The following is a 13,433-nucleotide window of genomic DNA, read 5'->3' on the forward strand; positions in this document are numbered from 1 at the left end:
CCGGTATACTACGCGGCCCGCGGCGGATCCCCGCCGGCCAGCGTCCACGATGTCCATGTCCCAGACCCCCGCCTCCGCCAATCCCAAAGTCGGCTTCGTCAGCCTCGGCTGCCCCAAGGCGCTGGTGGACTCCGAGCGCATCCTCACCCAGCTGCGGGGGGAGGGCTACGACCTGGTGCAGGCCTACGACGACGCCGACGTGGTGGTGGTCAACACCTGCGGCTTCATCGATTCCGCGGTGGCCGAGTCGCTGGACGCCATCGGCGAGGCGATGGCGGAAAACGGCAAGGTCATCGTCACCGGCTGCCTGGGCAAGCGCGCCGAGGTCATCCGCCAGGCGCATCCGGGCGTGCTGTCGATCAGCGGCCCGCAGGACTACGTGAGCGTGATGGACGCGGTGCATGCGGCGGTGCCGCCCACGCACAACCCGTTCGTTGACCTGCTGCCGGACTACGGGCTCAAGCTCACCCCGAAACACTATGCCTACCTGAAGATTTCCGAAGGCTGCAACCACCGCTGCAGCTTCTGCATCATCCCGTCGATGCGCGGCGACCTGGTGTCGCGCCCGGTGGACGAAGTGCTGCGCGAAGCCGAGAAGCTGGTGCGCGGCGGGGTCAAGGAACTGCTGGTGGTGTCGCAGGACACCAGCGCCTACGGCGTCGACCTGAAGTACGCGCCGCGGCTGTGGGGCAACAACGTCTACGAGACGCGGATGAAGGCGCTGTGCGAAGGCCTGTCCACGCTGGGCGTGTGGACGCGCCTGCACTACGTGTATCCGTACCCGCACGTGGATGACGTGATCCCGCTGATGGCCGACGGCAAGGTGCTGCCGTACCTGGACATCCCGTTCCAGCACGCCAGCCCGCGCATCCTCAGGCTGATGAAGCGGCCCGGCGCGGTGGACAAGACGCTGGAGCGGATCCAGCGCTGGCGCGCGATCTGCCCGGACCTCACCCTTCGTTCCACCTTCATCGTCGGTTTCCCCGGTGAGACCGAGGCGGAGTTCGAGGAGCTGCTGGATTTCCTCGACGAGGCGCAGCTGGACCGCGTCGGCGCGTTCGCCTATTCGCCGGTGACCGGCGCCAAGGCCAACGACCTCCCGGATCCGGTGCCCGAAGAGGTGAAGCAGGAGCGGCTGGCCCGCTTCATGGAGCGGCAGGCGGTGATTTCCGAGGCGCGGCTTGCGGCCAAGGTCGGCAGCGTGCAGCAGGTGATCGTGGACGCGATCGACGGCGATCTGGCCATCGCCCGGTCGATGGCCGATGCGCCGGAGATCGACGGCTTGGTGCAGATCCAGGACGGCCGTGAAGCCGGCCTGGTGCCCGGCGAATTCGCGATGGTGCGGATCATGGGCAGCGACGAGCACGACCTGTACGGGGAAGTCGAGTACAACGACTGAGCCGCGGCATACTCCCGGCGTCCCTGCCAAGGAGCTCCCGATGTCGCCGTCGCATCTGTTCAGCCGCGTGGCCAAGTGGGCCTCGCGCGCCGCCGGCCGGCCGCCGGTCTTCACGCTGGCCCTGCTGGTGGTGCTGGTCTGGATCCTCACCGGGCCGCTGTTCGGCTTCAGCGACACCTGGCAATTGGTGATCAACACAGGCACCACCATCGTCACCTTCCTGATGGTGTTCCTGATCCAGAACGCGCAGAACCGCGACACCGAGGCGATCCAGCTCAAGCTGGACGAGCTCATCCGCGCCACCCGTGGCGCGCACAATGCGCTGCTGGACCTGGAAGAGCTGGAAGAGCGCGAACTCGATGTATTCCGCGCCCGCTATGTCGCGCTGGCCCGAAGTGCGCGGAAGCTCGGCGGCGAGGAAACCGACCGCGGCACCCCGGAAGTCAACGACTCCGATTGAAGCGTCGCTGCCGGCGGGCGTCGCGGTTCAGACCTCCAGCTGCATCCCCGGCCGCGCCAGCACCGCCTGCACGCCGTGGGCTTCGTGGATCTCGCCGGCCAGCGCCTCGCGCGCAAGATCCTCGCCGTGCACCAGCGCCACCGGCGGCGGCGTGGTGAAGCCGGCGTACCAGTCCAGCAGGCCGTGCTGGTCGGCGTGCGCGGACAGCCCGCCGACGGTATGCCGATGCGCATTCACGCGCACGTCGTGGCCGTGGATGCGCACCCAGCGCGCGCCGTCCACCAGCCGCCGGCCGATGGTGCCTTCGGCCTGGAAGCCGACGAACACCATCCGCGTCTGCCGCTTGGGCAGGCACTGGCGCATGTGGTGGAGGATGCGGCCGCCGCTGGCCATGCCGTTGCCTGCAATGATGATCGCGCCGCCGTGGATGCGGTTGATCGCCATCGACTCCTCGGCGGTCTCGGTGACCCGCAGGTTGGGCAGCCGGAACGGGTTGGGCGTGCCGCGCCAGACCTCGCGCGCCTCGGCGTCGAACAGGGCGTGGTGGCGGTCGTACACCTGCACCACCTTCGAGGCCATCGGGCTGTCCAGGAAGATCCGCCAGCGCGACATGTCCCAGTCGTTCCAGTGGCGGGCGAACCAGTACAGCAGTTCCTGCGTGCGGCCCACCGCGAACGCCGGGATCAGCACATTGCCACCCTCGCGCCAGGCGGCGTCGAAAATCTCGCCAAGTTCGCGCACGGTTTCGTCGCGCTCGCGGTGGTTGCGGTTGCCGTAGGTGGATTCCAGCAGCAGCAGGTCGGCTTCGGCGATCTGCACGGGATCGCGCAGGATCGGTGCGTTGCGCATGCCAAGATCGCCGGAGAACACCAGCTTCCTGCCGTCGGCCCACAACTCGACGATGCTGGATCCGAGGATGTGGCCGGCGTCGCGGAAGGCGACCTCGATGCCGGGGAACAGCTCGGTGCGCGCCGCATAGGGGAGGGGGCGCAGCTGCGACAGCGCGCCGCGCACGTCCTCGCGGGTGTACAGCGGCAGCGCCTTGGGCTGGCCCGGCTTGCGCTTGCGGTTGCTGCGCTCGGCATCGTTTTCCTGCAGCGAGGCCGAGTCCATCAGCATGATCGGCAGCAGGTCGACGGTGGCGGCCTGCGCGTAGATCGGTCCGTTGAAGCCGGACAGGGTCAGCCGCGGCACGCGACCGACGTGATCGATATGGCCATGGCTCAGGATCAGCGCATCGATGTCGGCGGGGTCGAACGGGAACGGCGCGAAGTTGCGGGCGTCGGCTTCCGGGCTGCCCTGGACCAGGCCGCAGTCCAGAAGAATGCGCTTGCCCGCGGCTTCGACCAGATGCATCGAGCCGGTGACTTCACCGGCCGCTCCGTGGAAATGCACGCGCATGCGTTTGCCCGATTGGTTGCGTTGCCGCAGGTTAACCCAGCAACCCCCACTTCCGGCAGATGGCCGAGCGCGCGCGATTGCGGCAAGGTATGCGACTTGCAAAACGGAAAACCACCATGCGCCTGCTCTCCATCGCCTGTGCGTTAGCGCTGGGCACCGCGGCCTGTGCCGCCCACGCCGCCACATCGGTCGCCGCGCCGACGACCGCCGTTCCCGGCAGCGAGACCATCTCCAGCAAGACCCTGGCCAACGGCCTGAAGATCATCGTCTGGCCGGACCACGACATCCCCAACGCCAACTTCTACACCTTCTACAAGGCCGGCAGCCGCAACGAGCACGCCGGCATCACCGGGCTGGCGCACTTCTTCGAACACATGATGTTCAACGGCACGACCAAGCGCGCCCCGGGCGAGTTCGACCGCACCATGGAGGCCGCCGGCGGTAGCAACAACGCCAGCACCAGCAACGACCTGACCATCTATACGGACTGGTTCCCGTCCAGCGCGCTGGAGGCGATCTTCGACCTCGAAGGCGACCGTATGGCCAACCTGTCGTTCGACCCGAAGGTGGTGGAGAGCGAGCGCGGCGTGGTCTACAGCGAGCGCCGCTCCAGCGTCGACAACGACAGCATGGGCACGCTGATGGAGCAGATGCAGGCCACCGCCTACGTCGCGCATCCGTACCAGATCCCCACCATCGGCTGGCCCAGCGACATCGAGCGCTGGAAGACCGAAGACCTCAAGCAGTTCTTCAAGACGTATTACGCGCCGAACAACGCGGTGCTGGTGGTGGCGGGCGATGTCGAACCGGCGCAGGTGTTCGCACTGGCCGACAAGTACCTGGCCGCACTGCCGCGGCAGCCGGAGCCGGCCCCGGTCACCACCGTCGAGCCGGAGCAGCTGGGCGAGCGCCGCATCGTGGTGGAGCGCAGCGATGCGCAGTCGCCGATCCTGGCCTATGCCTTCCACAGCGGCATCGGCGCCGGCAGCAAGGACTATCCGGCGCTGGAGCTGCTGACCACGATCCTTGCGCGCGGCGACTCCTCGCGCCTGCACCAGCGGCTGATCGAGCGCGAACAGGCGGCGGTGAACGCCGGTGCGTTCGCCGAAGCCGGCTTCGACCCCGGCCTGCTGTGGGTGTACGCGATGCTGCCGCCGGGCGGCGACCTGGCGAAGGCCGAGGCGCTGCTGGACGACGAACTGGCGAAGATCGCCCGCGGCGGGGTGACCGCCGCCGAGCTGGAAAAGGCCCGCAACCTGCAGCTGTCCGCGTTCTGGCGCGGCATGGCCACCATCAACGGCAAGGCGCGCGCGCTGGGCACCGCCGAGGTGTTCGAGGGCGACTACCGCAAGGCCTTCAACGAACCCGCCGCGTTTGAAGCCGTGACCGCCGCGCAAGTGCAGGCGCTGGCCGCGAAGATCCTGCGCAGGCAGAACCGCACCACCGGCCTGCTGCAACCCGTCGCCGCGCCTGCGGCCAACAAGGAGGGCGCCCGATGAGCGGCCTGCGTTTCGTGTTCGCGGCGCTGGCCGCATTCGCGTTCGGCTGCGCCGGCGCCGGTGAAATCAAGCTTCCCGATTACCAGATCGTGCAGCTGGACAACGGCGCCACGTTGCTGCTCACCCCGCGCAAGGACGTGCCGATGGTGGCCGCCACCGTGCTGGTGCGCGGCGGCGCGCTGGCCGATCCGGCCGGCAAGGAGGGCACCGCCGACCTGCTCGCGGAGATGCTGTCCAAGGGCGCGGGCAGCCGCGATGCGCTGGCCTTCGCGCAGGCGGTGGATGGCGCCGGCGGCAACCTCGGCTTCGGCAGTTCCAGCGAGGCGCTCACCGCCAACGCGCAGTTCCTGTCGAAGGACACCGGGCTCATGCTGTCGCTGCTGGCCGATGCGCTGCTGCGTCCGGCGATGGCGCCGGCCGAGTTCGACAAGCTGCGCAAGCGCGCCATCGACGGGATCGCGACGGCCAAGGATTCCGACCCGCGTCAGCTGATCGGCCTGTACGCCAGCGGCTGGCTGTTCCGCGGCCATCCCTACGGCCGTCCCGCCGGTGGCGACGAAACCAGCCTGGCCACCATCACCCTCGACGACCTGCAGGCGTTCCGCCGCCAGCAGATGGGCGGCGACCGGCTGATCGTCTCCATCGCCGGCGACTTCGATCCCGCCGCCGTCATCGCGCAGGTGAAGCAGGCGTTCGGCGGCTGGACCAAGGCCGAAGGGGCGCTGCCGCAGGTGGCGGCGAAGGCGAAGGAAAGCGGCCGCCGCGTGCTGCTGGTGGACAAGCCGGGCGCCACTCAGACCTATTTCTCGCTGGGCAACGTCGGCAGCCAGCGCAGCGACCCCGCCCGCGCCGCGCAGGATCTGGTGCAGACCGCGTTCGGCGGGCGCTTCACCTCCATGCTCAACACCGAGTTGCGGGTGAAGTCCGGGCTGACCTACGGCGCCAGCGCACTGCTGCCGCGCCCGCGCCAGCCGGGTGCCGCGCAGATCACCAGCTTCACCAAGACCGACTCGACCAAGGCCGCGATCGACCTGGCCATCGCCACCCTCGACCGCCTGCACAAGGACGGGCTGGACGCCGCCACCCTGCAGTCGGCGCGAAACTACATCGCCGGGCAATTCGCCCCGAGCATGGAAACCGCGCCGCAGCTGGCGAGTGCGATCGCCTGGCTGGCCCTGTACGGCGACGGCCGCGACTACATCGACGGCTACCTCGGCCAGGTCGCGTCCGCCACCCCGGAGCAGGTGGCCGCCGCCCGCGCGGTGTTCCCGGCAAGCCCGGACCTGGTGATCGTGGCGATCGGCGATGCGGCGAAGATCCGCACGGTGATGCAGGGTTACGGCCCGGTCACCGAGATGAAGCTGACCGATCCGCGCTTCTCACCCTGAACGCGGGGCGGTGCCGGCGGCCATGACCTCCGGCACCCTCCCGCGCGCCGGGCAGCCGATACAGTCCGAAGACGCGGCCAGGTGCCGCGTCTTTTTTTCTTTCCTGCCTCGCCGGAGCCGCCTGCCGTGAACACCCCGAAGTCCCTGCTGCTCTCCCTCGCCATCGCCGCGGCGCTGGGCGCCTGCCAGAAGCCGGCCGAACCGGCCGCCAGCGCCGGCGCGGGCGACGCCAAGGCCGATCCGGCCGCCTACACGCTGGACGAATCCAAGCTGCCGCCGGTCAACCGCTTCCTGCCCGGCGATCTTGATCCGGCGAAGAACGCCTGCGCCGACTTCGGCGGCTACGTCAACGGCAAGTGGCTGGCCGCCAACGCGATTCCAAGCGACCGCACCAGCTGGGGCGCGTTCGAAATGCTCGATGAGCGTTCGCAGGCGGTGCAGCGGCAGCTGGCCGAGCAGGCCGCGGCCAGGGCCAACGCCAGCGGCATCGACAAGATCGTCGGCGATTTCTGGGCCACCGGCATGGATGCGGCGAAGATCAACGCGCAGGGCATTGCGCCGCTGCAGTCGCGGCTGGACGCGATTGCAGCGCTCGACAGCCAGGACAAGATCGCCGACTACCTGCGCAGCAGCGCGGCCAAGGGCGAGAACCTGCTGTTCGGCTTCGCCCCGGAAGCGGACTTCAACGACCCGTCGATGAACATCGCCTACGCCGCGCAGGGCGGCTTGGGCCTGCCGGACCGCGGCTATTACTTCGACAAGGACAAGGCCGACAAGCTGGCTGCCTACCAGGCCCACGTCGCCAAGGTGCTGGAGCTTTCCGGCGTCGAGGCGGCCGATGCCGCCGCCCAGGCCAAGGACGTGGTGGCCTTCGAGACCCGGCTGGCCAAGGTGTCCAAGTCCAGCGAGGAGATGTCGCGCGACGTCTCGCTGTACTACAACCCGGTCAGCCCGGCCGACGCCGACAAGCTGACCCCCAACTTCCCGTGGACGAAGTTCTTCGAAGCGCAGGGCATCGCGGCGCCGAAGATGTTCTCGCTGGCCATCCCGGCCTTCCACCAGGAAGTCAGCCGGATGCTGGCCGAGGTGCCGGCTGCGCAGTGGCAGAACTACCTGCGCTTCCATACCGTGGATGGTGCCTCGCCGTACCTGTCCGATGCGTTCGCCAACGAACACTTCAATTTCTACGGCAAGGCCATGCGCGGCCAGCAGGAGATCAAGGAGCGCGGCAAGCGCGTCCTGGACACGCTCAATGACAGCGCGGGCGAGGCGCTGGGGCAGATCTACGTCAAGGTCGCGTTCTCGCCGGAAGCCAAGGCACGCATGCAGGAACTGGTGAAGAACCTGTCGGAGGCGCTCAAGGTGCGCATCGGCGGGTTGGCGTGGATGAGCGATGCCACCAAGGCCAAGGCGATGGAAAAGTGGGCCAGCTTCACGCCCAAGATCGGCTACCCGGACAAGTGGCGCGACTGGAGCGGGCTGGCCACCGGCCGCGACAGCTACATCGGCAACGTGCTGGCCGCCAACGCGTTCAACTACCAGTGGATGCTGGGCAAGATCGGCAAGCCGGTGGACCGGACCGAGTGGGGCATGAGCCCGCAGACGGTCAACGCCTATTACAACCCGCTGCAGAACGAGATCGTGTTCCCGGCCGCCATCCTGCAGCCGCCGTTCTTCGACGCAGCTGCCGACGACGCCCTGAACTACGGCGGCATCGGCGCGGTGATCGGCCACGAGATGACCCACGGCTACGACGACCAGGGCAGCCGCTTCGGCGCCACCGGCAAGTTCGAGAACTGGTGGAGCCCGGCGGATGCCAAGGGCTTCTCCGGCCGCACCGACAAGTTGATCGCGCAGTTCAACGGCTACGAGGCCGGCCCCGGCCAGCACGTCAACGGCAAGCTGACCCTGGGCGAGAACATCGCCGACCTGGGCGGCCTGGCCACCGCCTACGACGCCATGCGCAAGGCCACCGAAGGCAAGGACGACCCGAAGGCCGACGGCCTCAGCCGCGACCAGCGCTTCTTCCTGAACTGGGGCACGGTGTGGCGCCGCAACTTCACCCCGGAAGAGCTGAAGGTGCGGCTGACCACCGATCCGCATGCGCCGGCCAACTTCCGCGCCATCGGTGCGCCGTCCAACCTGCCGGCCTTCGCCAGTGCGTTCGGCTGCAAGGCCGGCGATGCGATGGTGCGCGCGGACGGCCAGCAGGTGGTGATCTGGTAGCGCCTGGCGGCGCGCCATAGCCGATACATCCCGCCGGAATGCGGATGCATCCGGCGGGACCGCCGGCTGGGCGGGACGCTGCGCGGGTGGTAGTGTCGCGCGCCAATACCATTGAACCCACTGCGGGCGGAGAACGGCGTGACGGATTTGCTGCGGAACATGCGCCTGCGCACCGGCGGCGATGGCCCCTGGTGGCGACCGCGCGTGTCCACGGAAGCGCTGGCCGTGCTGGCCAGCGCCTGGTTCGTGCTGGTCCTCAACGGTCCGCTGTGGCAGGCCGTGCAGGCCGGTAGCGGTTCCCTGCGGGTGCTGCTGTCGCTGGGCGTGGCGGTGTTCGCGCTGCAGGCGCTGCTGTTCGGGCTGCTGTGCTGGGGTAGGCTGGCGCGGCCGCTGTTGGCCCTGCTGCTGGTGGTGAGCGCGTTCGCCCACTGGTACATGACCCGCTACGCGGTGGTGCTGGATCCGGACATGATCCGCAATGTCCTGTACACCGACATGGCCGAAAGCCGCGAGCTGGTGTCGGTGCGGATGCTGCTGCACGCGCTGCTGCTGGGCGTGCTGCCCGCGGTGCTGGTGCTGCTGACCCGGCGGCCGGTGCAGGGCAGCTGGCGCCGCGCGCTGCTGCGCCGGGCGGGCTTCGTGCTGGCGATGGCGCTGCTGGCCGCGGGCGCGCTGGGGGTGTCCTCGCAGGGCGTGTTCTCGCTGATGCGTAGCGATCCGGCACTGCGCTACAAGATCACCCCGGGGAACTACATCGTTTCGCTGGTGCGGGTGTTGAAGCCCTCGAAGGCGAGGGGGCCGGTGCAGGTGGTCGGCGCCGATGCGCACCGGCCGCCCGCGGCGCTGGCACGCAGGCCACGGCTGCTGGTGCTGGTGGTGGGCGAGACCGTGCGCGGCGACCACTGGGGCCTGAACGGCTACGCCCGCCAGACCACCCCGGAGCTGGCCGCGCGCGGCGTGATCAATTTCCCCGACGTCACCGCCTGCGGCACCAGCACCGAGGTGTCGCTGCCCTGCATGTTTTCGCCATTCGGACGCGAACGCTACGACCGCGATGCCATCCGCGGCCACGAATCGCTGCTCGACGTCGCCGCCCGCGCCGGCGTGGGCGTGCTCTGGCGCGACAACCAGTCGGGTTGCAAGGGGATCTGCGTCCGCCAGCGCTCGGAGACCATGGGCCCTGCCGATGTCGCCACGCTGTGCGCGGACGGGCGCTGTTTCGACGAGATCCTGCTGTCCGGCCTGCAGGCCCGGATCGATGCCGTCCCGGGCGATGCACTGATCGTGCTGCACATGCTGGGCAACCACGGCCCGAACTACTTCGAACGCTATCCGCCGAAGTTCGAACGCTGGACGCCGGTCTGCCGCACCGCAGAGCTGGGGCGCTGCACCCAGCAGGAAATCATCAATGCCTACGACAACGCGATCCTCTATTCGGATGCGGTGCTTGGCCAGCTGATCGACCTGCTGGCGCAACAGCAGGGCCACGACGCGGCGATGCTGTACCTGTCCGACCACGGCGAATCGCTGGGCGAATACGGGCTGTTCCTGCACGGCGCGCCTTACTCGATCGCGCCCAAGCCGCAGCTGCATGTGCCGATGACGCTGTGGATGTCGCCCGGTTTTGTCGCCGGCGAGCGGCTTGACGCGGCCTGCCTGCGCGAGGCGGCGAAGCGTCCGGCCAGCCACGACCACCTGTTCTCGACCGTGCTGGGGGTGTTCGACGTGCAGACGTCGGTGTACCGCCGCCAGCGCGACCTGCTGGCCGATTGCCGGGCGCGCTGAGGCGCGCTTCAAGCAACACGCCGGCTTGCCGCTGACATGCGGCAAAGGGCGGATCTGGCCACGCGGCCATCCGCCTGATGCTGCCGTCGCGGCGTTCGATCCGGCCGCAGCGGTGAACCGTTGGAACAGTGCCGGGGCCTGCTGTCGCCAAGGCTCGCACGTGCCGGCCAGAGCCGGGTTGGGGGCCGGCCGCAACCGTGATCGCCATCGCTGTTCAGGCGGATGGCGCTCAACTCCGCAGGTCGGGCGCCGTTATCCGGGGCGAGGCCATACGGCTGCGTCTGGATAACGGATGCGGCCGGGTCGATGTGACCGAACCTCCCCCACAGCCAGAACAAGGGCATGCCCATGCAACTCAAAAAACAATGGATCGCACTGGCGATCGGCCTTGCGCTCGCGCAGGGCGTACAGGCGCAGGATGGCGACGACCGCTTCAAGCTGAGCGGCTTCGGCACGCTGGGCGTCGCCCATTCCAGCGAAGACAAGGCCGACGTGACCTCGGACTTCCAGACCGACCGCGGCGTCGGTGCCAGCGATGCCACTTCCGGCAGGCTGGACTCGCGGGTCGGCGTGCAGTTCAACGCCAACTTCACTGACAACTTCACCGGCGTGGTGCAGGCCGTCAGCGAGTACGCGGTGACCAAGTCGTACCGCCCGGAGATCACCCTGGCGCACGTCAAGTACCGCTTCTCGTCCGCTTTCAGCGCCCGCCTCGGACGCATTTCGGCGCCGCTGTACATGCTGTCCGAGTACCAGCGCGTCGGCTATGCGATGCCGTGGGCGCGCCCGCCGCAGGAGGTCTACAACTACCTGCTGCCGATGGATGGCATCGAAGGGCAGTACAACATCAGCGCCGGCGACGCGGTCATCGGCATCCAGGGCTTCTACGGCCGCATCGATTCCGAGAAGGCCAAAGTCAACGCCATGCGCGGCGTGGCCGTGACGGTGGACAAGGGCGCGTCCAGCTTCCGCGCCAGCCACATCCTCGGGCGCGTGCAGTACATCACCGATGACATCGACGCGCTGTTCGACACCTATCGCAACCTGCCGATCCCGGCGCTGGCGGCGATGGCCACGCGGCTCGACCCGCGCGACGTGGACGGCAGCTTCAGCGGCATCGGCTACAGCTACGATCCGGGCGACTGGTTCCTGCGCAGCGAGGTCATCCGCGCCGACTACGCGCCGTCGATCAGCGGCAAGACCACCTCGGGCTACGCCAGCGTGGGCTATCGCCATGGCAGCCTGACGCCGTCGCTGACGGTGGCGCACGTGGACGTGCGCGGGCAGGAAATGCCGGGCGCGCTCGACCCGTTCGGCCTGCTCAACGGCGCCGTCGCCAGCAACAACGCCAACCGCCACAGCTACTCGGCGGCGCTGCGTTGGGACGTGCGCGACAACGTCGCCGTCAAGTTCCAGGCCAGCCGCGTCCAGAACCATTCCGGTTCGTTCGGCAGCCTGGACAACATCCAGCCGGGTTTCCAGCCGGGCCGCGGTTACAGCCTGCTGTCGGCCTCCGTCGACTTCGTCTTCTGAGGTGAACCCATGAATCTTCCTTTCAAGCGGCGCATGGCCCTGCTGGCCGTCCTGTTGTCGGTCACCTCGGTGGCGCAGGCCGGCGTGGTGGTGGTGATGTCGTCGAAAAGCGATGTGTCCTCGCTGAGCAAGGCGCAGGTGGCGCAGATCTTCATGGCCAAGACCGACGCCCTGCCCAACGGACGGGTGGCCAAGCCGATCGACCAAGCGGAAGGCGCGGCCGTGCGCAACGAGTTCTACGACAAGGTGGCCGACAAGTCCGCCGCGCAGATGAAGGCGTACTGGTCGCAGCTCACCTTCACCGGCAAGGCGCAGCCGCCGCGCAAGGTGTCGGGCGATGCGGCGGTCAAGGCAGCGCTGGGCGACAATCCGGCGGCGGTGGGCTACATCAGCGATGCCGCCGTGGACGGCAGCGTCAAGGTCGTGTTCAAGCCCTGATCCCGACGGGATCCACCGGGCATGCCGAAGCCCGCGTCGCGCCATGCGACGCGGGTTTTTTCATGCCAGCAGGCGCTTCACCTTGCGCAGCGCCGCGACGAACGCATCGATTTCCTCGTGCGTGTTGTAGAACGCAAGCGAAGCGCGGCAGGTGGTGCCCACGCCCAGCCACTGCAGCAGCGGGTGCGCGCAGTGCTGGCCGCTGCGCACCGCCACGCCCTCGAGATCAAGCAGGGTGGCAAGGTCGTGCGAATGCGTGCCCGCGATCGCGAAGCTGATGACTGCAGCCTTGTGCGGCGCGGTGCCATACAGGCGCAGGCCGTCGATCTTCAGCATTTCTTCGGTGGCATGCGCCAGCAGGGCCTGTTCGCGCGCGGCGATATTGGCCATGCCGATGCCGGCCAGATAGTCGCAGGCTGCGCCGAGCCCGACATGGCCGGCGATGTTCGGCGTACCCGCCTCGAATTTGTGCGGGCCTTCATTGAACACGGTGCCGTCGAAGCGCACCTCCTTGATCATCTCGCCGCCGCCCAGGAACGGTGGCATTGCACTGATGTGCTCGCGCCGCGCCCACAGCGCGCCGGTGCCGGTGGGGCCGCTCATCTTGTGGCCGGTGACGGCGTAGAAGTCGCAGCCGATGGCGGCGATGTCCACCGGCATGTGCGGTGCGGCCTGCGAGCCGTCGATGACGGTGACGATGCCGCGCTTGCGCGCTTCACGGCAGATCCCGGTCACCGGATTGATGGTGCCGAGCACGTTGCTGACGTGGGCCAGCGCCAGCAGCTTCACGTCCGGCGTCATCGCCGCATGCAGCGCATCAAGATCCAGGCTGCCGTCCGGCTGCAGCTCCGCCACCTTGATGGTGGCGCCGGTGCGCTGGGCGATGAGCTGCCACGGCACGATGTTGGCGTGATGCTCCATGCGGGTGACGAGGATGGCATCGCCGGCCTTGAGCCGCGGCAGGCCCCAGGAATACGCCACCAGGTTGATGGCGAAAGTGGTGCCGCTGCACAGGATCAGCTCGTCGGTGCGCACGTTGAGAAAGCGCGCCAGCTTGTTGCGTGCGCCTTCATAGGCCTCGGTGGCCTCACTGCCGAGTGCGTGCACCGCGCGGCTGACGTTGGCGTTGTGGCGGCGGTAGAAGTCGTCGGTGGCGGCGATCACCGCCTCGGGCTTCTGCCCGGTGTTGGCGGCATCGAAATAGACCAGCGGCTTGCCGTGCACCTGCCGCTGCAGCAGCGGGAAGTCGCCGCGCACCGCCGCCCAGTCGATGGGCCTGTCTCCCTCCCCTGCGTGCAGGGGAG

At 68.5% G+C, this 13,433-nt stretch carries 10 protein-coding genes; 8 read left to right on the top strand and 2 right to left on the bottom strand.

All coding sequences use genetic code 11. From position 1 onward, the window contains the following. The first annotated feature begins 55 nt into the window (after positions 1-55). Together rimO and G582_RS0104790 are read left to right on the top strand one after the other, a co-directional pair. Positions 56-1,399, top strand: coding sequence for a 30S ribosomal protein S12 methylthiotransferase RimO (gene rimO / locus G582_RS0104785; RefSeq protein WP_028838858.1), 1,344 nt, complete (start codon positions 56-58; stop codon positions 1,397-1,399). Positions 1,400-1,439: 40 nt separating this feature from the next. Beyond that, a complete protein-coding gene (locus G582_RS0104790; RefSeq protein ID WP_028838859.1) occupies positions 1,440-1,859 on the top strand; it encodes a low affinity iron permease family protein in 420 nt (139 codons plus the stop codon). A 27-nt stretch (positions 1,860-1,886) separates the two neighbouring features. Here the strand turns inward: G582_RS0104790 and G582_RS0104795 are convergent, their stop codons facing one another. Next, positions 1,887-3,260, bottom strand: coding sequence for an MBL fold metallo-hydrolase (locus tag G582_RS0104795; RefSeq protein ID WP_028838860.1), 1,374 nt, complete (start codon positions 3,258-3,260; stop codon positions 1,887-1,889). Positions 3,261-3,376: 116 nt separating this feature from the next. Here G582_RS0104795 and G582_RS0104800 point away from each other — a divergent pair, with 116 nt between their 5' ends. From G582_RS0104800 to G582_RS0104825, 6 genes are all read left to right on the top strand, one after another. Further along, positions 3,377-4,759 carry a M16 family metallopeptidase gene (locus G582_RS0104800; protein ID WP_051246717.1) on the top strand — a complete coding sequence of 461 codons (1,383 nt, stop codon included), beginning with the start codon at positions 3,377-3,379 and terminating at the stop codon, positions 4,757-4,759. Continuing rightward, the gene (locus G582_RS15550; protein ID WP_051246720.1) at positions 4,756-6,147 is read left to right on the top strand and encodes a M16 family metallopeptidase; all 1,392 of its coding nucleotides are present in this window, start codon (positions 4,756-4,758) and stop codon (positions 6,145-6,147) included. Before G582_RS0104800 ends, G582_RS15550 begins: the two co-directional genes overlap by 4 nt. Positions 6,148-6,291: 144 nt before the next feature. Continuing rightward, complete coding sequence (locus G582_RS0104810; protein WP_028838862.1) at positions 6,292-8,373, top strand: M13 family metallopeptidase; 2,082 nt, start codon at positions 6,292-6,294, stop codon at positions 8,371-8,373. Between the two features lie 138 nt (positions 8,374-8,511). Continuing rightward, entirely contained in the window at positions 8,512-10,158 is a 1,647-nt protein-coding gene (locus G582_RS0104815) for a phosphoethanolamine transferase (RefSeq protein WP_248642683.1), read from the top strand. A 348-nt stretch (positions 10,159-10,506) separates the two neighbouring features. After that, positions 10,507-11,691, top strand: a complete 1,185-nt coding sequence (locus tag G582_RS0104820; RefSeq protein ID WP_028838864.1) for a hypothetical protein — start codon at positions 10,507-10,509, stop codon at positions 11,689-11,691. A 9-nt stretch (positions 11,692-11,700) separates the two neighbouring features. Next, positions 11,701-12,129, top strand: coding sequence for a hypothetical protein (locus tag G582_RS0104825; protein ID WP_028838865.1), 429 nt, complete (start codon positions 11,701-11,703; stop codon positions 12,127-12,129). Positions 12,130-12,189: 60 nt separating this feature from the next. Here the strand turns inward: G582_RS0104825 and G582_RS0104830 are convergent, their stop codons facing one another. Next, entirely contained in the window at positions 12,190-13,428 is a 1,239-nt protein-coding gene (locus tag G582_RS0104830) for a cysteine desulfurase (protein ID WP_028838866.1), read from the bottom strand. Between the last annotated feature and the right edge of the window lie 5 nt (positions 13,429-13,433).

It is taken from the genome of Thermomonas fusca DSM 15424, assembly GCF_000423885.1.
In the GTDB taxonomy this organism is placed as follows: domain Bacteria; phylum Pseudomonadota; class Gammaproteobacteria; order Xanthomonadales; family Xanthomonadaceae; genus Thermomonas; species Thermomonas fusca.